Raw genomic sequence first — 25,848 nt, 5'->3', positions numbered from 1 at the left:
TCGCTCGTAGAGATATCCCCCGCATTATTCGACTTGAGATTCTTCCATCGCTTTGAGGATCACCTCAACTTCTAGCTTGACTTCCAGTTCAGGATAAGTTTCCAGAAAGGCGCGAAGATACTTTTGGGCGGCTGCGCCATCTCCATGCCCAAAATAGGCAAGACCTAACGCGTACAACACGTCGGAATCACCCGGTGCTTGAGCAAACGCCTCCATCCCTTCCCGAATCGCTGATCGCCATTCCCCTAAAGAACGCAGTACATGGCAAAGCGCCACGCGTGCCCCTAGATGTGTTGGGCTTACTCTGAGACATGCCATGTACGCGTCGCGCGACGCTTCCAGTTCACCTACCTCATAGAAAGCGATTCCAAGGAAATAATACGCGTATGGATTATGAGGATCCACCTTAAGAATAGAATGCAACTGCCTCATCGCTTGATAGAAATGCTCTTCATGAAATAATTCGATGACTTCCTCTACTGCACTCCAGTGAGCTTTATCCAAAACCTCAGTGCGATTATGGGTTTGTTCTAGTCGATTCATCTGCCTGGATTGAATATCGGACAAAGGCACGCAAGATTTCGTTGCTCTCTACGGTGCCAACTGTACGTTTAACATCTTCATAAATCGTAGGATCCATTAGCAAACCGCCCAATGTCCCTTTTCCTGCTTTGATATCTCTGACGATTACTTGGAGATCAGAAGTCATCGCAGTCATATCCTGCAGCCATCGTCCTATCCGTTCATCTCCATAAATCAGAGCGTGGGCGAGCCCTTCCTTATTATCTTGAACTGCTTTGAGATTCTGTTCAAGTGCGCTCAGAGAATTGGCAATATGCAACGATAATTCACCATCATCGAGCAGTTTATGAACAAACCCGGTCCCTTTCTGTATTTTCTTACTGATCTCATTTAAATTCGCGAGCATAACGCGCAACTGCCCTGTTGACTCTTCCAAGCTTGTGAGGGTGCGGCTCACTTGTTTGGCTTGCTTGTCATCGAAAATTAAGCGATGAAGAGGGCTATCGTGATGGGCGAGTGCCTCCATAATTTCCCGGACATGTTCTGTTGTTTTCTTGAGATCTTCCGTGATCTGACCATCGCTAAATGCACGCGTAGCCGATTCAATATGACCAATCACCATCTCTGTCTTTTGAGCGATTGCGTCGACCCGCGTCATATAATGAGAAAGATCCATCGTTTCTTCTGTCTTAAGCGGACGAGTTGGATCGAGAGGAGGGGCTTCGCTGACACTAAGAGTGAGTTCAACCATTTTATCTCCCAACAATCCCTTATTCACGATCCTCGCCACTGTATCTTCCCGTATCCGTTTCGATTCAGTTTCAGCGATAGCGAGTTCAACATAAACGTGTGTATCTCCAATATTGTCGGAATGTCCCACTCTACCGACCGTACCGATGTCAACCCCCCCCATACGTATCGGCGCACCCGACTTTAATCCAGCCACATCATTGAAAGAAGCAACATAAGTGATCTTTGACTCCCAAAAACGGCGAGTACTTCCGATCATAAAAATAATGAACCCGACCAGTCCCAATCCAATCAGAACAAAAATTCCAACTCTCATCCGATTTGGCATCGCTTCATCTCAATAAAACAAGTGTGTCTGCTATGATATCCCATTTTCACCAGGGACCCTCCCTTCAATGAAGTCACGCACATAGGGATCTTGCGAATGATGGAAGTCATCACGCGCGCCAATCTTGTGAACCCCCCCCTTCCCTAACATAGCAAGCCGATCCGAAACTTCGAACGCAACCTTCATATCGTGGGTGATCACAATGCTCGTCAGCTTTAACGAAGCCTGCAGTTTAGTGATTAAATAACTAATTCGAGCTGTATTGATAGGATCGAGACCCGTCGTAGGCTCATCGTACAGGATCACTTCAGGATGGAGCGCCAATGTGCGCGCTAACCCCACACGTTTCCTCATTCCCCCTGACAGATCGCTAGGCCACATGTCTTCAATTCCAGGGAGTCCCACTAGATTCAAAGACTCCGCAACCCTCTGAGTGATTTCCTCTTCACTCATCGTCTTCCAGAAAAGCTCACGAAGACCATAGGCCACATTATCTTTCACATTGAGAGAATCAAAAAGGGCCGCACTCTGAAATAGATAAGCAATCCGACGCCGGATGTCGATCCATCTGTGCTCAGGTAATTTCGTAATGTCTTGTCCATCGAACCACAGCGCCCCTTGGTCCACAAGAACGAGACCTATCAGCATTTTGAGCAGGACACTCTTCCCACAACCTGAAGGGCCTAGAACAGTAAAAGTCTCCCCTTTGCGAATGCAGAGAGAGAGATTTTGATATACTTCCTTCGCACCAAACCGCTTCTTAACAGACTTAAATTCAATCAAAGCAGCTATTTCTTCATCAGCTCGAGAAGACATAGAAATAACTTTTCCACCTCATATTAGGATAATGTCTAAGAAGCCCTTCGGATACGGCTATCAATCCATTCTGTCAAAGGGGCCGCCACATAAATACTCGAATACGTCCCAGCTAAGATCCCCACAACCATAGCCAAAGCAAAGTCTTTAATAACCCCTGTTCCCCAGATAAAAAAAGCAAGAACACTGAGTATCGTAGCACCTGATGTGAGAAGGGTACGCGATAGGGTCTCAGAAACACTTAAGTTGATAATTTCAGCAAAGGGCTTCGAACGATATTTCCCTAAATTTTCTCGAATTCGATCATAGACAACAACGGTATCGTTCATAGAGTAGCCGACGACAGTCAAAACAGCCGCGATGGTGGATAAGGTGATTTCTTTCTTAAAAATAATGAACACGCCAAGGACCACCATAGTATCATGGACACAAGCCAACACAACGCCAGGAGCAAAACGGAGATCAAACCGAAGAACAAGATAAAGCATAATGAAGGCAATGGCAAGAGCGACCGAGTTACGCGCACTATCCCGAAGCTGTTTGCCCGCTTTGGGTCCAACCCATTCCACACGCAACGCCTGCTCTGGAACCACTTCAGCACCGAGAACACGCCTCAGCCCTTCCATAATCTGATCCCCCTTAGACTGCAGTTGAATCTCGACTTGGTAGCCTGCTCGACCCTGCATTTTTTCTAGACCTGCAGACCCTGACCGCAAGTGCACCATAGGAACACGTTGAATCTGTTCTCGGATCGCATATAGATCAGGTTCTTCTTCATATCGAGCGTGAATCTTATCCCCTCCTCCTCCAAATTTCAGTTCGATCGCTCTAGCACCTTGTGGACAGAGAAAAGGATCCTGAGCAGGACTAGTAGAGGAAGCTAAACATAGCGACTGTTTGATCTGTTCTTTAGATGCTTCATCGAGAATCGTGATTTCAGGAACACGTATCAAAAATCGGTAAGGATTTTGAGGGTCCACAACCTGAACCACATCGGGTTTTGTAAACCCAATCGATTGCACCTGATGACGAAGAGCAGCAACATCAACGGGTTTCAAAAAAGCGACTTCGATCTCTGTACCCCCTCGAAAGTCAGTCCCATAGGTAGGACCTGGATAAAAACAGAGAATCATCGAGCCTATCGACAGGATAATGCTAAACGTAATCCAGAACTTTCTCTGAGCCATAAAATCGAATTGGCGTCCTGGTTTAAAAAATTCCATTCTTCTCCTTAAGAATTAACGAAAACGGACTCCCACAGAACTCCGTTCTGGGATGACTAGAGACCCCCTCCTACACTCAAGCGCTTTGCTCTTGTCCCTTGGACCCACCAATCAAAGACGAGGCGCGTGCAAAAAACACCTGTAAACAGACTGGTCAAAATACCCACAATCAACGTGACAGCAAATCCTTTGACAGGCCCACTCCCATGCTGAGCGAGAATCAGTCCTGAAATAAATACGGTTACGTGGCCATCCAGAATAGAAGAAAACGCTTTGGTATACCCTGCTTCTATCGCTGTTCGACTGCGTCGCCCCCTTCGCAGCTCCTCCCGAATTCGCTCGTTAATGAGAACATTAGCATCCACTGACATCCCAATGGTGAGCGCAAGTCCTGCAATTCCCGGAAGCGTCATGGTCGCATTAAAAGAAGCCAAAATAGCCAATTGGAGGAAGAGATTAAAGAGCACAGCAACATCTGCAATGATCCCAGCCCAGTGATAATAAAAAAGCATAAACACGAGCACAAGCGCAGAACTAGCAACCATCCCCTTAATGCCTAGTGCAATCGAATCGCGACCGAGAGACGGCCCTATCATGGATTCGTTTGATAAGACAAGAGGAGCTGGAAGGGCTCCCGATCGAAGAACGAGTTCTAGCTTGCGCGCATTTTCCAGCTGTTGCTCTGGAGCGGCAGCCCCCAATGTAATGCTCGCCCGACCCCCCGCTATCTTGCTTTTAATGACAGGCGCAGAATCGATGATTCCATCCAAAAGAATAGCAAATCTACGCCGGACGTTCACACCCGTCACTTTTTCAAATCGATCTGCACCACTCGGACTGAACGTGAGAGATACATAATACTGCCCCACCCCTTGATCGCGATCATGCACGATCATCGCATCTGTGATTGATTCCCCTGTGAGATCGGCATGGGAGAAAAGGTAATATGTACGCCATCCTCCCTCTTCCATGCGGCCAATTTCGGGATTATATTCACTGACAGCCTGAAATCCAACTTGATGATCATCCGGGACACTCAGGGTAGCCACCCATTTCTTAAAACGATCGAGCACTTCTGCCATCGTTTCCTGAGGATTCTTTTTAATGTACGCATAGTGGCTCAGCGTATTTCGACCAGGACCATTCGGAGCATCTTCAGCCTGGATGACGACCCCCTCTTGCGAAGGGATAGATTCCGCAGGGATCCTCCCAAAAAAGTCCGTTTCATCATCTACAATTTTGAACTCAAGACGGGCAGTCCGGCGGATAATCTCTTTGATTTCTTCAAATGTCTGTCGATTCTCTCCAGGAATCTCTACGATGATATCCTCTTCCCGGCTCGTAACCTGCGCTTCACGCAAACCGAGTTCATCAATCCTTCTGTGAACAATCTCTTTGGCTTGCTGCACAGCGCGCTCTTGAATCTGAGCAATAACATCCGGTCGAATTTTAAAAGTGATCTCCTCGGAAGAAGGACCAGGAATAAGCAGTAAATCCACTAAGAAGTGTTTCCTGAAACGCTCCTCGATATCTCCAATATCTACCTTGTCCTTGAACATAAGTCGAACAGCATTAGTCTCCGGAACTGAAACATGCACTTTCTCTTCGAGTTGAGCCATATCTTCTCGGGTGAGCGGTATGTTAGAAGAATTGGAGCGGATCTGGAAAACATCCGCAAGCTCGTGTCTGATCTCTTCTGCAAAACGATCTCGTTTGTCTCGAACCGCTTCCTCACCTTCAACCGTATAAACAAGCCGAAGTCCTCCGCGCAGGTCGAGCCCTGGAACAATTTCAAAGCGAATATGATCAGCAACATATGCAGGACAGGAGATCCGACCTCCTGAGAAATTCTTCAGAGTAGGCCAGAGGACGAGGAACGTTATCAAGACAACAGCCGCAACCAACCCCACTTTGAGACGCCATACCCCATTCATGATAGGTAACCACACGACCAGCAACCAAACAAACACGAAAAGAGAGGAAACAACCCCCCAAAACAGATCGAAACGATAGGCCAAACAGCCTGCTGCAATTACAGCTACCGTAAAAAAGAGAAGACTCCGTTTAGAAGGATTCATCGCCCTTTACCCATCAGCATAACACAGAACATTATTTTTTATCCGACAGATGGCCCCCTTCTTTTGCCACCGATTCTCTTCCTGATTGAACTTTCGAAGGATCGATAGAAAAAGGGGAAATCGTGTTAAAAACAACATGAACCAAGGTATTTGAAGCAATTTTGACTTTTGCGACCTGCCCCTCGACCTCGACAAGTTCACCAATGAGGCCAGCTTGTGTAACAATACGATCCCCTTTCTTCAATTTTTCTCGCTGCTGTTGCTCTTTTTTCTGCCTTCTGAACATCAAGAAAAAAAGAGGCACAAACATTAAAAGAGGCAAAAGAGAGAACAATCCGCCAACGCCGGGTCCGGGAGCGGGGGAAGAATTTTCCTGCGAAGATTGAACCACCGTGCCATTTCCTCCCGGAGTGGCTTTTGGTTGAACGTTTTGCGCCAACAATAAATCTACTTGCATCGATTCCACGCTCACATATTTGGGTCCTTAGTACTTGGGCTGGGGGATTAGGCCGCATGCGTTCTTCTGTCAACCTATAAACAGGAAGAAGAAGTGCAATTATGTCGCCTGAGTCGTCGAAACACAAGGTCTTGACATCAAAATATTACCATCCCTGCTGATAGATGGGACCAAATGTACTCAGTCAGCTAATTAAGACTCAACGAATGAAGTAAGCACAAAAATGAAATCCTTCCAATATAAGCGCGTCTTTCCGCTTATTCTTGCTCTCATGAGTTTTGCAGGATGTTACAAAGCAACACTCAATATATCCAACCGAAGCTCAAAAAACCAAAAACCATGCTTCGTGGACCGATTTTTTTATTTTCGGCCTAGTCGGTGATAAAAGCATCGATGTAACCGAATTCTGTCCAAATGGCCACGTGGCTCAGATGAGTACGGGAATCAACACAGGCACAGTACTCGCTAGCAGACTTACCTTGGGCATTATACACCCCGCAAGGTCTATGTCACTCGTGCCAAACCAACCACATCTATTGCTTCCTCTAGCCCTCTAAAGAGGTGAATTATGAAAGCTTCTTTCTCCATCAAACCTCTTTTACTATCGATCTGTTGGCTTAGTGTAGGACTAGGATACTATAAGACGACGATTCACTCAAGTACCCTATCCGCTTCTTCTCTGATTCCTCTTGAATATGATAAGAAATGGCATCACGGCTTTGTCCATGGGCTTGTCGAAGTGAGTGGCCCTTATAATCTCAAAGAAATTTGCCCTGCTGGGTGGTCTGAGGTAGAGACACAAACGTCCTCCTTGAACGTGCTGGCAAGTGCCTTCACCTGGTCTCTGTATACGCCTCAAGCCGTTACCACATGCTGCAGAGAAAGGCAGATGCCAACAAAGAAGCAACTGCCACCGCAACGCCCGTTTCCGATTCCCCTTCACAGCCAGTTGCTCCCATTTCAGGAACCCAACCCATACTTAACTCCCTGTGCACAATTCGTCACATTGAAACGAACCGGCAAGGGTCTATACCAAAAAAGGGGATAAGGGGTGGACTCAACTCTTCGGAGGAGAAGAAACCCCCAAAACCTCCAAGATTGCAGCCTATGGCACTATAGGACGAGCTCAATACAGCCATTGGGGTTGCAAGCACCTTGGAACCCGAAGAGTGCGATTCCCTCTTAGGGGGTCTCCAAACTGTTCTCTTTCCGATCGGTTCAGAGCTTTCCTGCATTCCAGGCAAAGAACATAAACTAACTATCCCTTTCATCCAAACAAGCGATATGGAAAGCCTGGAACGGGAGATCAACCAGATCGATTCTCATCTTCAGCTTCTTAAAAACATTCATTATGCCTGGAGGAAGCCCTTAAGGAGCGATGCTCCATCTTGCTTGAACTATCTGCCGACGCCCAGAAAGGGCTGTTCTTGCTACTGACGATCCCCCTTCGCGTTCAGAAATCACTATTTATCTTAATCAACTCAGCGATCTTCTTTTCGTACTGGCATGCTATGCCAATCAAGCAGTTCATCTCGAAGATGTACGGTGGAATCCTCGAGAACAGAGCTGAGAGATGACGGAAGGGATATAATCCGCCACTTCAGAAGCAAGGAGTCCCCGATCTCCAAAGCGATCGATCGCGCAATCTCCAGCAAGACCGTGAAGGTATGTAGCGCAATAAGCAGCTTCAAACGGAGGCAAGGCACACCCGAGGGCAGCAAGCACTCCCGTAAGCACATCGCCTGATCCAGGTGTAGCAAGAAGAGGATTGCCTGTCGGATTGACGACAAGCGGTCTACCCCATTCTCCAATCAGAGAATACAGGCCTTTCAAAATGACCACCCCTCTCGTTGCAGCGATCAATTCTCGGATCGCAGCATACCGATCGGCCTCCACCTGGGTGGAAGAAGCGAAGGCTGCATTCCCACTGGCCTTGAGGAGCCTCGCGGCTTCCCCAGAATGGGGTGTGAAAATTCTTGGTCCCGCGATCGATTGATCGACATACTGCTCATAGGCATGCGACAACAACGTAATCGCATCTGCATCCACAACGCAAAGCCCTTTGAACGAAGTAGAAATATGAAAAAATACGCGTTTTGACCCTTCATCAAAACCAAAGCCAGGACCGATTACAACCACACGCTTCCCCTCGATGATTTCATCTACTTGATCGACCAATCGATCGCGTTTCAAGGAAAATGTCATCGCTTCGGGAAGCTTCCCTTCGACGGCTCCAACTACTTCTGGCCAGCTAGCAATTGTAACCGTCCCCGCTCCACTGCGCAAAGCCGCACGAGCTGCCAGCAGGACAGCCCCCACCTTACCTTCCGAGCCCCCAACAATCACAACACGCCCTGCCCTCCCTTTATACACATTGAGCGATCGAGGAGAGAGCTGAGCACATATATCGGACGGTTCGGGAAGATAGGCTCCGACTCGTAGAAAAGGGGGGGGTTGCGGAACCCCCAAAGAGAGCAACCGCACTTGTCCTGCCCTAACCGCTCCGGAAGAGGTCAATAGCCCAAGTTTGAGACAGCCAAACGTGAGCGTCCAATCAGCGCACACCGCATCACCTAACACGTCTCCCTGATCTCCATCTAATCCCGAAGGGAGATCGAGAGAAACACGAACCCCTCTCGCACAATTGATTGCACGGATCACTTGACTGGAACGCCCTGCAATAGGTCTGGATAGCCCTATCCCGAAAAGGGCATCGACCACAACATCAGCATTCTCCAAGGCTTTCTCCAGCTCTAGGATCCCGTCCTCCTCATCGATCTCATGAATCTTTCCCCCCAACGAAAGCCATATCGCGCATTGCTCAAGCAGCTCTTTACTCCGCCGCGCTCGTTCTCCGATGGCAAAAACGCGCACGTGTACACCAGAACAAAGAAGATGGCGAGCGACGACCAATCCATCCCCACCGTTATTTCCAGAGCCGATCACCATAACTACCTGCACACCAGTGCAACCAGGCAACAGTTCCGTCTGAATGAATTCAGCCGCACCACGACCTGCATTTTCCATCAGGAGGTTACCGGGAATCCCCCAAGAGGTGATTGCGTGGCGATCAAAAGCGCGCATTTGCTCACAGGAAAGGACCGCTTTCATGGTTCTCCCTCCAGAAGCACTACAGCAGCAGCAATCCCAGCATCATGCGTCAACGTCACATACCACCGAACAGCACATCGAATGCGAACCAACGAAAGCGCAGCACCTTCAAGGTGAAGAATCGGTTTCCCATTGGTAGCGCGAAGGACTTGCACATCATGCCAGCCAACTCCCAGTGCACCATCCAAGGCCTTTGCAAAAGCTTCCTTCGCTGCGAAGCGACCTGCAAGCGCCGTGGCCTGCTCTCTTCCTATCAGATCTCGACGCTCTGCCTGGGTGCAAATTCGATCGTAAAACCGCTCTCCATATTTCTCCAGCGCATTTCGAATGCGAGGAATGGAACACACATCAAGACCAATACCCACAATCATGCTTTCTCCAATGCGCAGCGCAAGAATTCACTCCCCTACCAGACTATTTTCACTCCACTCCTCATCCCCTTTAGGAGAATGCAGAATTTCCCCTTGGGTTCCATCCCGCCGGATCACAAAAACGCGCTTCGCAATGGTATCAGGGGTCTCCCGAGCCACCACTGTAACGACATTCGGCCCTGGCTGAAGGGGGAGAGTCGCTTCAAACTCCATTCTCTTTGGGTCAGCCCCTGCTTTATTGGAACGATAAAACACCTTACGGAACCCAACAAAAATATAGGCGTCTAACAGTTGGGCTTTGTCTTCTGCAACCCCTTTAATGGAAATAGTAGACTCCCGGGTTGCAAAAGTTGGAATGCTGACCTCAAGAGCAGGTGGAGCGCGGGTAATCGACTCTTCAAATGCTACAAACGAAGGCGGGGATACCCCTCCTTGTGCTCTTTTCTCCACTTCAGAAGCACACACAAACCCAAATCGTCCTTTTGCAAACACCACTTTGTAATAATCCCCCCCAGCGGTAACTCCAACAGCGGGGACCTGCACATCAGGAAGCAGCTTTCCAATTACCCGCGCATCCCGCAAAGGAGACTGTAGGAGAACAGCCTCCATCTGCTTCGCTTGAACCAAAGACTGCTCCGATCGAATGAGGATCCCTTCTCGGATAATCATCCTGATCTTTTCCGTCACAACTTCATGCAAATCGCGATCGGCAATAGATAGTTCTAACCGGGCTTCATTTTCTTGGAGCTGCGGCTGAATATCAAAAGTAAAAGCGACCTGCCGAACTTCACCAGGTTGCATGGAAGAGATATCAAATCGCCCTTCTCGCAACAGAAGACCATCTCCAGATAAATTCCTCAGATTAGCTTGAGTTTCATAAGAGCGCCCCTTCCCAACATTTCGGACCGTAAGATAAAGAGTAAATGCCTCCCCTTTCTGAACGAGCCCATCCCCATTCCCTTTTCGATTATCAACAATCTGATAATTGTATGCAAAACTAGGCCTTTCAAGCGCATGGATAGTCACTCTTGTATCAACATCGGGCGGTGCCCATCCGCGCGCCTCAGAAAAATGAATGGTGATCCCATCCGATCGGCTCAGGGTACTAGAAGGAATTTTGCAAGCTTTAGAGGACCCTTTAGGAGGGGTTCCTTTACTGAATGATGGCTTAATCCCTTCTGCTGAACACACTCCCAAAAAGACCATAGCAGTCTGTTTTTTATCTGGCTCTATTTTCCCAAAAATCAGTTCTTTCTTATCGAGAAATGGGTTGTCGCTTTTTGTAACAGCCAACAACCGATAAAAGGGAGAAGAACCCTTGTTGGCTACCGTGACACGGAGCATGATAGGCTCTCCAGCGACTACTTCATTCTCCTTGCGATCTGTCTCTACCACAACCTCAGCAGAGGGGGCAGATTCCTGAACCACATAGGCATCCGAAGGAGAACCAGCCCCCTTACCAGAGGGGACATCAGACCAATTGATCCCATATTTAGCTAGCTCTACTTTAACCTTCTCGATTTCCTTCAATCGAGCTTCTTGCACAAAAGGCTTAACCGCATTGAGCTGCTCCAATCGTTTTCCCGATGTAGGTGGTACGTGGGCAATCAGATCGCGTGCAAATCGGATTGGGAAATCAATAACACCACCCTCTTCAAAATCTCCTGCTCGATCTCGCAACTCTTGCTGCTCTTTTGAAGAGAAATAATAACGGACGACTTCAGATGGCTTTTGACCCTCTGAGATACGCATACTAGAAAGACTGCGAGACAGATCGCGCTCTTTAATCCCAGAAATATTGCCCGTCAGATCCATCTCAAGCGGATCGACAACCATGGGGACCAACTCAACATCAGGCGTGATCCCAACCCCCTGAATAGAAATATCCCCGGGTTCCGTCAGGTATTGGGCGATGGTCATTTTAAGAGCTGCCTTCTCAGGCAAATCTGTGAAGACCATCTGGACAGTCCCCTTACCAAAAGTGGTTTCGCCAACAACCAAAGCGCGGTGGTGATTTTTAAGAGCACCCGCCACAATCTCACTAGCGCTAGCAGAAGCTCCGTTGACAAGAACAACCATGGGGTAATTAGGCTCATCCCCTTCAGGATGCGCATATTTCTCTTCGCGCCCTTCACTCGGATTCCCAACAGTAGCAACAAGAGGCCCTTCTCGAATGAACTTATCTGCGACCTTAATCGCTTGGTCGAGTAACCCTCCTGGATTGTAACGAAGGTCTAAGATCAATCCTTTCAATGCCCCTTGCTTCCTCATTTGAGTCAGGGCCGCATCAAGATCGGACGCCGTACTCGCTTGAAACTGTTTAATGCGAATGAGCCCGATATTCCCTTCGAGAAGCTTATGCTCCTCACTGATGACGTGAATCACTTCGCGAACCAACTCAAAAGGCTTCGCACCCGCCCACCCCTGAGGTCCATCACGATGGATCCAAACCATCACTTTCGTCCCTGGAGCTCCCCTCAAGTAGTTGACAGCCTCAGTCAACCCCATATTGAGAGTCGATTCTTGATTGATCTGAAGAATACGATCGTACTTTTTAATCCCTGCACGGAAAGCAGGTGTCCCCGGCATGGGACTGATCACTGTCAGCTGCTGGTCCCGAATGCCGACTCCAATCCCTAATCCACCAAATTGGCCACTCGTAGAAAGAGTCATCTCTTTGTAGGCCATGGGAGAAAGGAGCACCGTATGAGGGTCAAGCGTGTGCAACATACCGTTGCATGCCACATATTCGACTTCCTGCAGATCGATCTCCGTCCCTTGAAGCCCCTTTTGAAGAAAAGAGAAGATCTGCTTTAAGCGAGCGCTTACATCCCAGATACCCTGCACATCATCGACCCGAAACTCTTGCTCTGCGGCTTCAAGAATCACTTTGACACGCGGCTCATCCCCCTCATGTTGGATCATCACTTGAGCTATTTCCCGCTGAATATAGTTGAGAGCAGAAAGCAACATCTCTCGCGGTCTTACGCGCTTTGGATCGATATAACGATCGCGCACGATTTTCAGAACTTCATTGACAACTCGCAGCTGAGTTAAGTCATAAGAGGAAGGCTTCTTTTGAGCAGGAAAGGAGCTGAGCGTATTGGCAGCAATCGCAGGAGCAAACCCACGCCACAAGCTCACGCCTTTGAAGTAGAGAGCGAGTTGAGTAGCTGTGCCAAACAGAACAACAAATACGGTAATCCGAACGAATCGTGAGTCCAATTTCATGGAGAAATGAATTTTATTTTACCTGAATCTTCATAGAAAAGGTTGCAAAAAACGAATGTGATTGAGAGGGGATCCGCTATTCTCCTAACACCAGCTGCAAGACTAGGTACTCAAATTCGCAGCCAACCTGTCTTAATCCCTTTTGGATTGAGAGGGGAAGGATACAGACTCTCAGAAAATACCGTGACAGGTAAGTGCTCTACACCATCACGGGATCAGGAGCATATTATCACAATCTCCCTTCCCCCAATGGACAGGATTAGAATTGCTAAGCGGGCGTTACTTTTAATGGAAGCACCCCCCACATTCTCGCTATCGCCCTCCTCCAAAGCCGCACTGAGGGAGGGTATCGCATCTTTTTTACCGCCCAATTTGTCCATCAACCTCTACCTAAAAGCAATGCCATTCTTGATGAGGAGGTCTCCGGATTTCATTTTTTGGGAGCCCATGTAGGTTTCTTCTACACCCATCTCAAGAACACAAAGTTCGCCTTGACCTACCACTCTCAGATAACCACCCCGATGAAAGGGGCCAGCAACATCACAACCCAGAACTCATCCTTTGATTTCGAAACCAAGACCTCATTTGCTATACCTCACACTTTCAAGGCAGCTACCGTCATTTCCCTTTTCCAAGATAAGTCTGCTCCCTTCTCTTGAAGGGATGCTTTCATTGTATTCTCTGTCACACGTTCAAGTTTCAAGTAAATACAGAGATAGCCAATTTTCATACACAGCCGAATTAAATTGGAAAGTGTCATTAGGGAGTAGATTCAACCCCCTTCTTGTAAGAAGAACAGGCTATGCCCTTTCGACTTCTGAGACTTCACCTACAACAACCAAAATTTTCGATGTACCCCCTATTCTCATTCACTCCTTCGCAGGAGGCGCAGGGTTTAAAATCCAAGCCGTTTCTGCCGTTTTTCTGGACTTCTTGGGTACACTTACAGCACCGCATACATTAAAAAAGGATATCCCTTACCCCTTGGATATCCTGGTCAGCATTCGCTGAATGCAGTTATCGTCTCCTTTTCTGCCACTTATCGATTGTAAAGCGAATCGCTCTTTTTTCTTAAAATAGCTACCAAAAATCCCCCCAGAAGGGATGCTTTGGTATCTGCGAGAGTCCGCTCGCCCCACTCGAGTAGCGTTTTGACTCCAGGGATCCGAAAAGCACCCGCCACAGGAGCCAAGATGCGGATTCCGTGAAACGCTTCAAGATGCAATGTAGGAGGAAGAAAGCGAAAAATTCGCCATGGTCCATCAAAACGCGTATATACTCCGTTTTCCCGAGTCATATGTGCCACTGAACGTGCTGGGCCCACTTTCTTAAGAAGGGTTCGCAGGCTCATCAAATTATAAAACTCCGCTAGAACAACCCCGCCTGATCGCGTCACGCGAGCCATCTCCGCCAAAGCTCGACCAATCTCAGGAACATGAGGCAGCGTTTTAAAAGAGCATGTCAGGTCAAAAGACTCATCCTTGAAAGGGATTGCAGTAATACTCCCTTTAGAGACTGAAAGTCCTCTCTCTTCCGCTTTCCTCAACATACCCGAAGAGATATCAAGCCCACGCGCTTGCTTTGCGAATAATCTGATCTTTTCCAAGAGAAGACCCGTCCCACAACCACATTCAAGGATCTCTTTTCCCTCTCCATAGCGCCTGATCAGATCGATTTCCCGATCGTCCAAAAAGGCATGGTATCCTTCTGGCATAAAAGGGCGCCTCTTTTGATCATAAGCTGCAGAAAACTGATCATAATATTTTTCAATTGCCTCTCTCTGAGAGAAGGGTACTAATGGATTTGAAATCACGATTGTTGAGTCCTCCCGTACGACTTTTTGGTACCATCTCCTTCTCTATTAAGTAAGCACGTTTTTTCCGAATGAACCTTCTAATCGCAGATCAATTCCATTCCAGCGCTCTTGAAGAACTCTACACGCTCCCTCTCACAACTCATTATGAGCCTAATTTGACGGAAGAAGAGCTAGAAGAAAAAATTGCTGAGGTCAGTATTTTGGTCGTCCGATCGACTCCTGTAACTGCCAAAATGATCGCAGCAGCAAAATCGCTCCATTTAATTGTGCGAGCAGGTACGGAGTACAACACAATTGATGTGCAGGCAGCGAGTAAGCGCGGGATCTATGTAGCTCATGTTCCCGGGAAAAACGCTACAGCAGTAGCCGAGCTCGTTTTCGGACTTCTGCTCAGTCTAGACAGACGCATCCCTGATGCAGTTAATTCACTGCGAAATGGTTCCTGGGAAAGGAGTCCCTTCAAGAAAGCAGAAGGGCTTTATGGGAAATCCATCGGGATCGCTGGATTGGGCGCTACCGGGAAAGAGGTAGCATACCGAGCAAAGGCATTTGGGCTTCGCGTTATTGCATTTAGTCGCAGACTCACCCACGCACGCGCTCACGAGCTAGGAGTACAAGCGGTCGGGAGCATTGAAGAACTTGCCAAACAATCTGACATTCTAACCATCCATCTCCCCTTAACAGAAAAAACAAAAGGGCTCATCAGTCAGAAAATCTTCGATTTACTCCCTGAGCGAGCGATCTTCATCAACGTGGCACGCGCTGGGATTGTCGATTATCATGCGATGAGAAAAGCAATTCAATCACATCATCTGCGCGCCGCAATCGATGTGTACCCCAACGAACCCCAAGAAGGCAACAATCCGTATGCTTCATGGTTTGTTGCCCCTGTTTCCGATCAAGGCTTCCTCTATGGCACCCCTCACATTGCATCTGCTACCGATCAAGCACAATCTGCCATTGCCAGCGAGGTCGTTCATATTATTCGTTCTTTTGTGCTCGAAGGGTATGTTCCTCATGTAGTTAATATGCTTCATACCTCTTCTGCACGCTTTCAACTAATCATACGCATGAAAGATAGGGCAGGGGTCTTAGGAAACACTCTCACAGTCCTTAAAAAACATGGTATCCACGTTGAAGAAGTGATCAACAAAGGTTTTGAAGGAGGGGAGGCAACATGTGCCAAGTTGCGTATTTTAAGCAGTCCAAGTGAAGCATGTCTCGCTGAAATCCGAGCCATCCAACAAGTTATCCACCTTGCCCTTATCCCCCTACCTAACCTTGCTTGATCGTTATTCAACCGACGAGAGAAAATATCTGAAGCGAATCGATATTGCCTTTTTTCTCCTCCTTGGTCTCAATCAATGTACCCGCGCTCGCAATGACTCGGAAGGTACTAAAAGCCAAGAGAGAAAAGATCATTACGTCTCGCAATTCTCTGCCTCCTCTGAGGATGCAGGGTCCCCTTCCTCCTCTAAGCCAGCTGAACAAGATGCTGGAAGGATTGGAAAGGAAGATGATCCGCTCGCTCTCCCTCAAGAGCAAGAAGATGGTGACCTTAAAACACGAGGGAAACACCTCTTCGAAGCGATTCTTTACGACGACTGCTACCGTGCAACAGACTTCTTATTTCCCCGAGATGCTTTCATCGCAACCCATCAACCAGCAGATCCAAAACTGTGGAGGAAACAAGTTCAGGTACCCTTCTGCAAAGACATTTATTTCCTACACAATCGCTTAAAGAAGAAAAAGAATCTCACGTTCATGTCTTTGCAATTAGGATACCGCATTCAACTCATGAAAACACTCAAAGAAGGATGGAGTCAGCCTGCATGGGAAGTGCAGCAAGCCAAACTTCTGTTCATCCATAGAGGAAGTGTTCAAAAAATCGACGTTGGTCAAATGGTGGGTTGGAAAGGAAACTGGTACATCACCAAGCTGCGAAACCGAAATAAGGAATAGACGTTCGCCAAGGTTCTTCCGCGTTCGTCTCTAGCCACTTAGAAATCCTTATCGCAAGATTCGTCAGCATGATTGGCTTTCTCTTGTTCGCTCTCCTTTGTTTCGTTTGCGATCTCATTAAAGAGCGTTTCAAGGCGGCTTTGTCTATCCCCACTTTCATCATAATAAAAACGAAAGTCCGGTGCGTAGCGCAATTTCAATTGTTTCGCAATCTCGTACCGCAGGAGGGAAGATGCGTGGATTAGTGCTTTGAGTGTAGCACAGCGATGCGCCGACTGGTTCCCACCTACCAACAAACGAAAATAGACTTTTGCATTGCGCAAGTCAGCAGACAACTGAACGTCCACTATCACCACATGAAGCAAGCGCTTATCATCAAGATTTCTTCCAATAAAGAGAGAAAGCGCCTCTTGGATTCTCTCAGAAACCTGTGACACTCGCTTATTCACTCAAAAAAATCCCCGCCAAAAAAAAGCCGTTCAGTTTTTCGTTCTATCAAAATTGCTTCCTCTTGAAGAGTTGCTGCTGTTGTCACTTGTTCAAGAATCGAGTCACACACAGAAGCCACAGAAGAGACTACACAAATCCCAAAGACAGCACATTGAATATGATCTTGTTTATCCACTTCCGCGATCGACACATCAAATTGATTGAGAGTTCTATCCCGAAATCGCTGTATAACTCTTCTCTTCTCTTTAAGCGTACGCGCATGAGGGATATGAAATACTATTTTCAAAACACCGACTACCATAGGAATCATCCAGACTTTTCAAGGAGACACCCCTAATCAATATCTCTCGTCATTGCACATACGCATACTCGATGGACATGTCCTTCACCTCAAACAATTACCAAAGTTTTTGTTTCACCTCATCGATTTCGTAACAGTCGATCACATCCCTCTCTTTAATATCTGAGAACCCTTCTAAGAAGACACCGCATTCAAATCCTTCTTGTACCTCTTTGACATCTTCTTTAAAACGCTTGAGCATACCGATCTTGCCATTCCACATCACGCAGTCATCACGCAAGAGACGCGCTTTTTGGCCTCTTTTAAAACAACCCTGCGTGATATAACAGCCCGCGATAGTCCCCTCCTTTATTTTGAATACTTGGCGTATTTCTCCTTTTCCAACCGCTCTTTCAACATAGGTAGGAGGCAGCAGGCCTTCCATAGCAAGTCGAATATCACTCAGGATATTGTAGATAACCGTATAGAAACGGATCTCTACCTTCCCTTCTTCTGCGAGAGACACGGCTTTACCAGCTGCACGGACATTAAATCCAAGAATAATCGCCCTGGATGCAATAGCTAGGTTGACATCCCCTTCTGTGATAGCGCCTACCCCTGCATGTACGATAGAAAGACGCGCTTTCTCTGTAGTCAGCTTGGACAACGCATCTGCAACCGCCTCGATCGATCCCTGAACATCCCCCTTCACAATTACCCGAAGCTCGTGTTGAAGCGAGTCAGCCATCCATTTAGATAGCTCTTCTAAAGACACTTTGGCTGTCGCGGGGGCAAGACTGCGACTAATCTTCCCTTTGCGCGCTTCAGCAATTTCTTGCGCTTTCTTGGGATCCTTCACCGCATGGAGAGGATCTCCCGCACCAGGCACTTCTGACAATCCCAAGATTTCGACAGGGGTAGAAGGACCTGCTTCATTCACCTGCTTGCCGTGCTCATTGGTCATGGCCCGCACTTTACCAAAACCAGGCCCTGCCAAAACAAAATCACCTCGACGAAGAGTTCCATCTTGAATGAGCACGCGCGCTACTGGACCGCGACCACGATCCAAAAGAGCCTCAATGACTGTACCGCTTGCTACCTTTTTAGCATTCGCTTTCAACTCTAGCACTTCCGCCTGAATGCTTAACATTTCCAACAGATGATCTATCCCTTCACCTGTCTGCGCTGAAACGGGGACAAAAATTGTATCTCCACCCCACTCTTCCGGTTGAAGTCCCAGTTCGACAAGTTCACGTTTTACGCGCTCTAGATCCGCATTCGACTTATCCATTTTATTGACCGCTACAATCACTGGAACCCCCGCCGCCTTGGCATGATTGACAGCCTCTTCTGTCTGAGGCATGACCCCATCATCCGCAGCCACGACGAGGACCACGATATCTGTAATGCTAGCCCCTCTTGCACGCATTTGCGTAAACGCTTCATGGCCAGGAGTATCCAAAAAGACAATCACCCCATGGGAAGTGTTCACGCGATAAGCACCGATATGTTGGGTGATCCCTCCCGCTTCCCCACCAGCCACATTTGCCTTGCGAATCCGGTCAAGAAGCGTAGTTTTTCCGTGATCGACATGCCCCATCACAGCAACAACGGGTGCGCGCAATTCGCCCTGCTTCTCCTTTTGCCCATCCTTTCTGAACTCCAGATCGATCTCACCCCGAGCTTCAGCGATATTTTGTTCTTCACTTCGAGCCATATTCTCCACTTCCCAACCGAACTCAGAAGCGAGCAATTTCGCTGTATCCGCATCGAGAGTCGTATTGATATGGACCCCTGTCATCCCCATCGAAAGCAGTTTGACCAAGAGCTCTGTCGCCTTGACTGACATCTTGGCAGCCATCCCCTGCAAGGTAATGTTTTCCTCAATGCGAATCACCTTTTTATGCTCACTCATTGCCTTCGTAGAAGAGGCAACTTCCCCCACTTTACGCATCGATACAGAAGAGGAGAACTTCCGCATCATGGAGGTTCCTCTACCTCGTACAGTCAAACCACTGCGCACCTGCTGTTGTGGGACCATCCCCCTTCTAGATGCACCACTTCCTTCTGATCCCGTCGCTTTTGGATCGTATTGAACACGGCGCGGGAGCCCCGAAGAAAAATTGTCACCCGACTCCGAACGAACTCCTACAGGGATATTGACCGACACCCCCGGACGACCGCTCCAATACTCAACCCCTGTTCTCTGCACAGTTGGGGAACAAGACGGAGACTGAGGAAGAACAACCGAAGCGCTCTTTTTCACAGCTTTATCCTCCTCTTTAGATGACGGTTCCACCGGAGAAGGAGAAAGCACAGATGATTGATCTACACCATCTGTCTCTTGTCCTTGATTTTGCTGAACAGGCTGAGAAGTTGTTGGTAGGGCACAAGAAGCCCCTTGTTCCCGCACAATGACATCCATCTGTGCAGAGCTGGCTTGCACCACCCCCTCTACGGGAATTATCTCTTCAGCGGCATCTTGTTTCTGCCCCTCTTTCTCTCGTTCATACGACAATCCAGCTGAAGGAATAAAATCGCTTGACTCCTCTTTTTCTCCATGATCTCGAATTTCCTGGGGAAGAGAAGTGAGTCTCTCCCCCAACAGGGATGATTTGGATTCAGTAAACCCCGCGACAGTAACTTGAGAGGTAGCGACTGGCTGCACTTCGGAGACTGGGCGAGAGAGCTTAGAGCTCCCTTGCTTCGCTTGAGCAAAAACCGCCAGAGAAGGGGGAGGAGATGACAGCGTTTCTTTCTTTTCTTCTTTTGAAACTGCTTTGCGCTTAACCACTGTCGGACGAATCCGCTCTTCCACCACATGATGAGTGCGTTGTTTCTCCAAGTGACGCTTTACACGCTCAACAGCCTCTGCTTCTACAGAACTCATATGATTCCGGACTTCCGTAAATCCAATCGTTTGAAAGAGCGCAACAACCGCCTTAGGCTCGAGATTCAGTTGCTTTGCTACTTCGTAGATACGCACTTTATTCATCGACACTTATTGAACCTCCGAACGATTTCACATCTTTCTCTTTGAAACGACTAGCTCTATCCTCTCGTACTACTTCTACAGCCATAAAGGTACGGTGGAGTGGATAAGCAAATGAGTCTTTCGTAACAGTCATCACAGAGATCTGCTCGCGATCGAACAGAGCTCCTAAACTAGCCTTATCTTTCCAGGAAAGAACACGCCCTTGCCGAATCTCATTCTCAACCGCTCCCTTCATCACACTTTTACCTGCATCCCAAGCCAAAATTGTTAGAGGGGCTCCCTTTTGTATTGCTCTTTCCGAAGCATCTGACCCTACAACAACCCTTTTCGCTCGATAGCCAGCACGCAAAAGACTTTCCATACGACGATCTCTTGCTTCTTCTAGCATCAACATAAATTGTTCCCGCTCGACTGTAATGGGAGATCGAAAGGCCCGAGAAAATCCGCCTCGACAAGCCATGCTAAGACATCGAGCATGTAGATGAAGATAGGCTCCCCTTCCACAAGTTCCCCCTTTAAAATCAACTGAGATTGGAGAAAAATTTGTTTCCCCCATACTCTGCACAACACGTAACAGATCGTCGCGCGAACTGTCTTTAAGACAGCCCACGCATCTTCTCTTCACTTGACCCCTGCTATTTTTTGCCAACAATAGAACCTTCTGCTTTTGCTGTCTTAGATCAGCTGCACTGCTTTGATATATCCCAAATTTCACATTCCATTTTCTTCTTCGGAATGATCTTTTTACGCATTCAAACCACACTCTTCAAAAAACTCTCCGCTGCCTGCCGAATCGCTCTCGCCTTCTTGAGTCCCATCCCCGTTTTAATGGCCAATTTATATTCTTCCTCGCGCAGAATATCCTCCGCTGTCCGATAGCCCGCCTCTTCAAGCGCTTGGATAGCGTGTTCGCCGCTACCTCGAACAAAAAGAAAACGCTGCCAATTTGTTAGCTGACCATGTGCAGCTACTTGTTGAATACGCTCCTGACGGAGACGCTCTAAAACGATTCCTGCACTTGCCTTGATACGCTTGACAAGCTCTCCTTCGCCCGACTCCAACATAAACATAGCAGACAACTCTTGTTCGCTCGCTTCCGAGACTTCTTCCACAGTACGGAACCCTAAATGATACATATTGCGGGCAATAGACTCCGTAACTCCTTCAATCTGCTGCAGCGCAACGACTGATTCCTCCTCCATCTGCTTGAATTTCGAATCACTGATGATGTCTAATTTCCATGAAGTCAATTGCGAAGCAAGGCGGACATTTTGCCCCTTGCGACCAATTGCAAGAGAAAGCTTTTCATCTGGAACGATCAATTCCATTCGGCCATCCGCTCCATCAATGATCACTTTATTGACCTCTGCAGGTTGAATGGCAGCACACACAAATCGCGCTGGGTCTTTATCATAAGGGACAATATCGATCTTTTCCCCACGCAATTCCTGTACAACCGCCTGCACACGAGCCCCCTTCATGCCCACACACGCACCAACTGGATCAACATCTACATCCCGACTCATCACAGCGATCTTTGAGCGAGAACCTGGCTCTCGCGCACACGAGATAATCTTGACAATCCCTTCATAAATTTCAGGCACCTCGGCTTCAAACAGCTTCTCTACAAGCTTCTGGTCAGTCCGACTCAGAATAATCTGAGGCCCTCGCGCATCTCGGTCAATTTCCTTAACACACGCAATCATTCGCTCCCCCGGGCGATAGATCTCTCGAGCAACTTGCTCACGGAAAGGGAGAATTCCTTCCGTCCTCCCCAGATCGACAACTACATGATTGCACCTCTCAATGCGAGAAATGACCCCCTTGATCAACTCCCCTTTGCGATCCTTAAATTCATTATAGATCAGATCTCTTTCTTCATCCCGCACCCTTTGAAGAAGCACTTGCTTCGCTGCTTGAGCGGCAATTCTCCCAAAGGTGAGACGCGATTGTTTAACCCGCAAAATATCGCCAAATTCTTCATCCTGTTCAGCCGCTTTCCGAGCATCAGCAGGATGCCAAAAAATCTGAAACCCGAGCTCTTCACCACGCTCCGCTTCCAGACCACATCGATGCGCCTGCTCAAAGCTAATTTCACGATCCTGATCTTCCACTTGTTCAACTACAGTCATATATTGGAATAGATCGAATTGACCGGTCACCTCGTTAAAGTGTGCCTCCAGCTCTCGGGCTGCTCCAAACACATTCTGGGCCGCTTTGAGAATTGCCTCTTCTACCGTTTTAATCAAACGAGACTTTTCAATCCCTTTATCTTTGGCAACCATTTCAATGGCTTGGACTAAGCTAAGATCCCGTTTCCCCGTACTTTGTTGATAGATAGCCATTATCATTTACCTTTTAGACTTTTTTCTTCGACTTGCTTTTCGAGGGGAGCAAGAGAAAGATCCAAACTCAAACAAAAGATGTCCGGATACGATATTGCAAAAAGGAATCTCATAGCACTGTTGCTCCTCTTCTTCGAGCAGAAGATGATCATCTCTTACCCCTCTCAGCCACCCTACCCATATTTTCTTCCCCTCAAGAGGCGCTTGGAGCTTAAGTGTTGCCTTTTGACCAACAAACCGCACGAAATCCTTTGGAGTGCGCAAGTGGCGCTCAACACCAGGTGAGCTAATTTCTAAGTGATATCGATGAGGGATTTGATCCAACACATCCAAAGCGGGACTCACCTCTTTGGCGATATTGGCGCAAAGTTCCAAGTCAACTCCAGCCTCTTTCGTTGAAAGATTCTGAGCTTCACTTCCCAATTTTTCTACGATAACACGCAACGTCCACCCTTGTGGCTCTCTTCTAAACTCAATATCTACCAGTTCCGCTCCATGTGCATGCACAATAGGCTGAATGATAGGCTCTAGCGTAGAGCGATCGACTCTAGAAAGAGAAGGAAAGGTTAGGAGTTCAGGCATTGGATTTCTATGTACCTTTACATCCGTAGAAATTGGGGGGAAAACGTTTAAACAATTATTTTTGAGTCGCGCTTTATGTGTCAAAACATAGCTTCATCGTGTTCTTCCTTTTCTTTACCATAAAACGAAATCCAATTTGTTTGAATTGAGTTTCGAATGATTTCTATAGGATGAGTTCAAGTTCGATCCAAAACCATGAGCTACCCTTTAATATACAAAAGGCAAATCGTTTCGGATGTGGGAGACTGTTTTCACAGTAACCAACAAACGCTTTAAAAAAATGAGCCCAGGCCTATTACCCACCCAGCCGTATCCTCTTTAGAATTTGCTGTTTACCACTTTTCTAGGAAAGGCATCCAATTGGCCAACTCTAAAGGGAGAGGGTGCCGCTTCACTTCAACCCTCTCAGAAACACAGACAAACTGAGCCTGTACTACGCCGACCGAAGCAGCTATAAAAAAAGCACTATATGCGAACAGATTCAGATTGATAAGATAAGCTGTGTTTGCACTTGTCCTATACTGTTCTGCTCTTGCATGATCTGCTGCAGCAGAAGCACTCGTGTACCTTTGACGTGTAATGATGATAAAAAGGGACGGATACTCCTGCTGCGGTGAGAAAGGTCAACTGCGAAGCACAAAATGGCCAGCCCCACTCTGGAACTGACCTACCCCAAAAAGGAGCAGCGCAATCCAGCGGGAATGCCACTCAATCACGATTTCTTCGCTCGTCATTTGCTCAAGGAGATGAAGGCGCTGTAATTCTTGTTGCTGCTTTGCTTCTTGGCGAGCCCGCTGTTCCATCTCATGCTAGTCTATCACTTGAGCTGCTTGGTACAATCGCTCCCGCATGCGCGCACAGGTATCGATGAACGCGTTAATTACTTCGCTTGGGGAATTAAGAGGGTCGACTTCAAAATGGGGAGATCTTCAAGAAAGAGCCTTGCAAAGGCCACCCCACACTTCCTCTTGTCTGTCGGTTGCGATCATCATCACCCCCCACACCATACGCGCATGCGACACAAACGTTGTTTCATGCAACGTTCCGCGCTCCGTATCCAGCATTTGGCTGAGTCTTGCTTCCGCTTCGCCATATCGCTTGGCCAAGTAAGCGCTGCGAGCCTTTTCAAGCTCACCCTGTTTACTCGCAACAACCCAAGGGGCAGCCGAGAGAACTACAAGCCCAACACATAGAGCAACTATATTTTCTCTTAAATCTCATCCATTCATGCCATCAAAGAATCAGTGCTCAAGAGTAACACGGGGTTCCTTTCCTGCCATTAAGACAATCGATTGAACACGACTGGAGAGGAGCTCAACTACATGAACAGGATTACGTAGCCCTCTTCATCTCAATCAAAGACGGAAGACCATGCTTGAGCGTGATCGCAAGCTCTTCAAGAATGCGATAGGCCTATTGCAGCTTATGCTTATGTTACCACTACAGAGGCTTAATTTCAAGACTTATCTGTACATTCTCCGGCATCTTACCAGGAGGAACAATATGTTTTTGAGATTGGCAGAGGTCATTCACACAGGTAAAATAAAGAATGTGAGGATCTGAACTCACAGGAAAACGAAGACCGACTCCTGCTTGAATAGATTCCCCTTTATCTATGCTGATATTCACCCTATACGGGGGACGTACCGCAGTGAGCACAATTTCACGCTCAGGAACAAGAGAGGCCGGAAAGGAAGATTTAGAAAGATGAGGCAACGAATTCATTTGTGAGCTGCTCTTTTCCGCTCTTATAAACTGTTCTTTTGGAAGAGAAGCGGGAGGGGAATCTGAAATGAGAGGAAGAGGCACAGCCTGTTCGTTCGAATCCGTCTCCGCAAGCGGTTCTGAATGATGAGTAGGCGAGGAATGCATCGCTCGCTAGCTCATCATCTCCCCACCAAGCACAATCAACGCCACCAGGATAGAAATAACAATCTTCTGTATTCTACGGAGAGACCGGATAGCGCAATGCATCTGAGCAACTGTGCGAAGAGGCAAAGGGTCATCGGGAGCATAAGCGAGAGCCCGATTATAATCGGCAGCAGCGCCTAATCGATCGCCTTGTTCGCGAGCATTCCCTCCCACCCAGTAAAGGAGTTGCAACATTCGCTCAGGGTACTCTTTTTCGTTCGTTCAGAAGATTCGCACCAATTTTGTAATTCATTAAAGGACACTGCAATCTCAAGGCAAGCCAATTCTTAGACAATCGCTTTGCGCATGGCAATCGCATTCTCAAATTGCTGCCCCGTTTGATGAGCAAACGCTTTACCGACAATGGCACCCCATCTCCTCCCCACAATAGGGCGCTCTTGCTCTTGATCGGCTAGTGAATAAACACCATTAAGAATACGCCGCAACAATTGAGCAGAATTATTCCCTTCAAAAGGCAAATGCCCTACGACATTCTCATAGAATACGACTTCCAATGAAAAAATATCGGAACGCGCATTCTCCTTAATTTGTTCAGGAGCCATGCAAGCAGGGCTTCCAAGAACCTCCCTTGTAAAGGTAATCCCCGCGCATCTATGCAT

General features: G+C 47.7%; 28 protein-coding genes. 7 read left to right on the top strand and 21 right to left on the bottom strand.

What is annotated here, in order from left to right:
• Nucleotides 1-24: 24 nt before the first annotated feature.
• From BCY86_RS01600 to yajC, 6 genes are read right to left on the bottom strand one after another with little or no spacing between them, the layout of a single operon-like run.
• Complete coding sequence (locus tag BCY86_RS01600) at nt 25-543, bottom strand: tetratricopeptide repeat protein (RefSeq protein ID WP_083604109.1); 519 nt, start codon at nt 541-543, stop codon at nt 25-27.
• Complete coding sequence (locus BCY86_RS01595; protein ID WP_075276159.1) at nt 518-1,600, bottom strand: MlaD family protein; 1,083 nt, start codon at nt 1,598-1,600, stop codon at nt 518-520. Before BCY86_RS01595 ends, BCY86_RS01600 begins: the two co-directional genes overlap by 26 nt.
• Before the next feature lie 30 nt (nt 1,601-1,630).
• A complete protein-coding gene (locus BCY86_RS01590; RefSeq protein WP_083604108.1) occupies nt 1,631-2,416 on the bottom strand; it encodes an ABC transporter ATP-binding protein in 786 nt (261 codons plus the stop codon).
• Nucleotides 2,417-2,451: 35 nt separating this feature from the next.
• Entirely contained in the window at nt 2,452-3,639 is a 1,188-nt protein-coding gene (gene secF / locus BCY86_RS01585) for a protein translocase subunit SecF (RefSeq protein ID WP_075276158.1), read from the bottom strand.
• Nucleotides 3,640-3,695: 56 nt separating this feature from the next.
• Nucleotides 3,696-5,717 carry a protein translocase subunit SecD gene (gene secD, locus BCY86_RS01580; RefSeq protein ID WP_075276157.1) on the bottom strand — a complete coding sequence of 674 codons (2,022 nt, stop codon included), beginning with the start codon at nt 5,715-5,717 and terminating at the stop codon, nt 3,696-3,698.
• A gap of 31 nt (nt 5,718-5,748) precedes the next feature.
• Nucleotides 5,749-6,108 carry a preprotein translocase subunit YajC gene (yajC, locus tag BCY86_RS01575; protein ID WP_172824768.1) on the bottom strand — a complete coding sequence of 120 codons (360 nt, stop codon included), beginning with the start codon at nt 6,106-6,108 and terminating at the stop codon, nt 5,749-5,751.
• 344 nt (nt 6,109-6,452) lie between these two features.
• On the opposite strand from yajC, the gene BCY86_RS10675 reads away from it, so the two are divergent.
• The 4 genes from BCY86_RS10675 (at nt 6,453) to BCY86_RS10665 (ending at nt 7,744) form a co-directional block, all read left to right on the top strand.
• Nucleotides 6,453-6,731 (top strand): Bor/Iss family lipoprotein, encoded by a 279-nt coding sequence (locus BCY86_RS10675; protein ID WP_172824767.1) that lies wholly within the window; start codon nt 6,453-6,455, stop codon nt 6,729-6,731.
• An 11-nt stretch (nt 6,732-6,742) separates the two neighbouring features.
• Nucleotides 6,743-7,222, top strand: coding sequence for a Bor/Iss family lipoprotein (locus BCY86_RS01570; RefSeq protein ID WP_075276155.1), 480 nt, complete (start codon nt 6,743-6,745; stop codon nt 7,220-7,222).
• An 89-nt stretch (nt 7,223-7,311) separates the two neighbouring features.
• On the top strand, nt 7,312-7,611 hold the full coding sequence (locus tag BCY86_RS10670) for an ATP:cob(I)alamin adenosyltransferase (protein WP_083604107.1): 300 nt from the start codon (nt 7,312-7,314) through the stop codon (nt 7,609-7,611).
• Nucleotides 7,574-7,744, top strand: coding sequence for an ATP:cob(I)alamin adenosyltransferase (locus BCY86_RS10665; protein WP_083604322.1), 171 nt, complete (start codon nt 7,574-7,576; stop codon nt 7,742-7,744). The genes BCY86_RS10670 and BCY86_RS10665 overlap by 38 nt, the downstream gene beginning before the upstream one ends.
• Here BCY86_RS10665 and BCY86_RS01560 read toward each other — a convergent pair.
• The 3 genes from BCY86_RS01560 to BCY86_RS01550 are packed head-to-tail and all read right to left on the bottom strand — an operon-like array spanning nt 7,702 to nt 12,887.
• The gene (locus BCY86_RS01560) at nt 7,702-9,285 is read right to left on the bottom strand and encodes a bifunctional ADP-dependent NAD(P)H-hydrate dehydratase/NAD(P)H-hydrate epimerase (protein ID WP_075276154.1); all 1,584 of its coding nucleotides are present in this window, start codon (nt 9,283-9,285) and stop codon (nt 7,702-7,704) included. The genes BCY86_RS10665 and BCY86_RS01560 overlap by 43 nt on opposite strands.
• Nucleotides 9,282-9,656 carry a holo-ACP synthase gene (gene acpS / locus BCY86_RS01555; protein ID WP_075276153.1) on the bottom strand — a complete coding sequence of 125 codons (375 nt, stop codon included), beginning with the start codon at nt 9,654-9,656 and terminating at the stop codon, nt 9,282-9,284. The genes BCY86_RS01560 and acpS overlap by 4 nt, the downstream gene beginning before the upstream one ends.
• 27 nt (nt 9,657-9,683) lie before the next feature.
• On the bottom strand, nt 9,684-12,887 hold the full coding sequence (locus BCY86_RS01550) for an MXAN_5808 family serine peptidase (protein ID WP_075276152.1): 3,204 nt from the start codon (nt 12,885-12,887) through the stop codon (nt 9,684-9,686).
• 753 nt (nt 12,888-13,640) lie between these two features.
• Here BCY86_RS01550 and BCY86_RS01540 point away from each other — a divergent pair.
• On the top strand, nt 13,641-13,898 hold the full coding sequence (locus BCY86_RS01540) for a hypothetical protein (protein ID WP_156864979.1): 258 nt from the start codon (nt 13,641-13,643) through the stop codon (nt 13,896-13,898).
• Between the two features lie 28 nt (nt 13,899-13,926).
• Here the strand turns inward: BCY86_RS01540 and BCY86_RS01535 are convergent, their stop codons facing one another.
• Nucleotides 13,927-14,700: a class I SAM-dependent methyltransferase gene (locus BCY86_RS01535; protein WP_245776245.1), complete on the bottom strand. Its 774-nt coding sequence runs from the start codon at nt 14,698-14,700 to the stop codon at nt 13,927-13,929.
• A gap of 71 nt (nt 14,701-14,771) precedes the next feature.
• Between BCY86_RS01535 and BCY86_RS01530 the strand changes: the two genes are divergently transcribed.
• Together BCY86_RS01530 and BCY86_RS01525 are read left to right on the top strand one after the other, a co-directional pair.
• Entirely contained in the window at nt 14,772-15,992 is a 1,221-nt protein-coding gene (locus tag BCY86_RS01530; RefSeq protein ID WP_075276148.1) for an NAD(P)-dependent oxidoreductase, read from the top strand.
• On the top strand, nt 15,961-16,665 hold the full coding sequence (locus BCY86_RS01525; RefSeq protein ID WP_172824766.1) for a hypothetical protein: 705 nt from the start codon (nt 15,961-15,963) through the stop codon (nt 16,663-16,665). The genes BCY86_RS01530 and BCY86_RS01525 overlap by 32 nt, the downstream gene beginning before the upstream one ends.
• Before the next feature lie 38 nt (nt 16,666-16,703).
• Here BCY86_RS01525 and rbfA read toward each other — a convergent pair whose 3' ends face one another.
• From rbfA to BCY86_RS10460, 11 genes are all read right to left on the bottom strand, one after another.
• Nucleotides 16,704-17,102: a 30S ribosome-binding factor RbfA gene (gene rbfA / locus BCY86_RS01520; RefSeq protein ID WP_172824765.1), complete on the bottom strand. Its 399-nt coding sequence runs from the start codon at nt 17,100-17,102 to the stop codon at nt 16,704-16,706.
• An 8-nt stretch (nt 17,103-17,110) separates the two neighbouring features.
• A complete protein-coding gene (locus BCY86_RS01515) occupies nt 17,111-17,416 on the bottom strand; it encodes a DUF503 domain-containing protein (RefSeq protein WP_216636024.1) in 306 nt (101 codons plus the stop codon).
• Between the two features lie 97 nt (nt 17,417-17,513).
• The gene (gene infB, locus BCY86_RS01510) at nt 17,514-20,390 is read right to left on the bottom strand and encodes a translation initiation factor IF-2 (RefSeq protein WP_075276144.1); all 2,877 of its coding nucleotides are present in this window, start codon (nt 20,388-20,390) and stop codon (nt 17,514-17,516) included.
• Nucleotides 20,383-21,015: a YlxR family protein gene (locus BCY86_RS01505; RefSeq protein ID WP_172824764.1), complete on the bottom strand. Its 633-nt coding sequence runs from the start codon at nt 21,013-21,015 to the stop codon at nt 20,383-20,385. The genes infB and BCY86_RS01505 overlap by 8 nt, the downstream gene beginning before the upstream one ends.
• A 127-nt stretch (nt 21,016-21,142) precedes the next feature.
• Nucleotides 21,143-22,735: a transcription termination factor NusA gene (gene nusA / locus BCY86_RS01500; RefSeq protein ID WP_075277503.1), complete on the bottom strand. Its 1,593-nt coding sequence runs from the start codon at nt 22,733-22,735 to the stop codon at nt 21,143-21,145.
• 6 nt (nt 22,736-22,741) lie between these two features.
• Nucleotides 22,742-23,317 carry a ribosome maturation factor RimP gene (locus BCY86_RS01495; RefSeq protein WP_075276142.1) on the bottom strand — a complete coding sequence of 192 codons (576 nt, stop codon included), beginning with the start codon at nt 23,315-23,317 and terminating at the stop codon, nt 22,742-22,744.
• Between the two features lie 623 nt (nt 23,318-23,940).
• Nucleotides 23,941-24,120 carry a hypothetical protein gene (locus tag BCY86_RS01490; protein ID WP_075276141.1) on the bottom strand — a complete coding sequence of 60 codons (180 nt, stop codon included), beginning with the start codon at nt 24,118-24,120 and terminating at the stop codon, nt 23,941-23,943.
• A gap of 126 nt (nt 24,121-24,246) precedes the next feature.
• Nucleotides 24,247-24,423, bottom strand: a complete 177-nt coding sequence (locus BCY86_RS09550) for a hypothetical protein (protein WP_156864977.1) — start codon at nt 24,421-24,423, stop codon at nt 24,247-24,249.
• A gap of 334 nt (nt 24,424-24,757) precedes the next feature.
• Nucleotides 24,758-25,189, bottom strand: coding sequence for a hypothetical protein (locus BCY86_RS01485; protein ID WP_075276140.1), 432 nt, complete (start codon nt 25,187-25,189; stop codon nt 24,758-24,760).
• 6 nt (nt 25,190-25,195) lie between these two features.
• Nucleotides 25,196-25,423, bottom strand: a complete 228-nt coding sequence (locus tag BCY86_RS01480; protein ID WP_075276139.1) for a hypothetical protein — start codon at nt 25,421-25,423, stop codon at nt 25,196-25,198.
• 92 nt (nt 25,424-25,515) lie between these two features.
• Nucleotides 25,516-25,848 (bottom strand): serine/threonine-protein kinase, encoded by a 333-nt coding sequence (locus BCY86_RS10460; protein ID WP_275935848.1) that lies wholly within the window; start codon nt 25,846-25,848, stop codon nt 25,516-25,518.

It is taken from the genome of Pajaroellobacter abortibovis (assembly GCF_001931505.1).
Taxonomy (GTDB): Bacteria; Myxococcota_A; Polyangia; order Polyangiales; family Polyangiaceae; genus Pajaroellobacter; species Pajaroellobacter abortibovis.
This window is presented reverse-complemented; position numbering and strand designations above follow the sequence as displayed.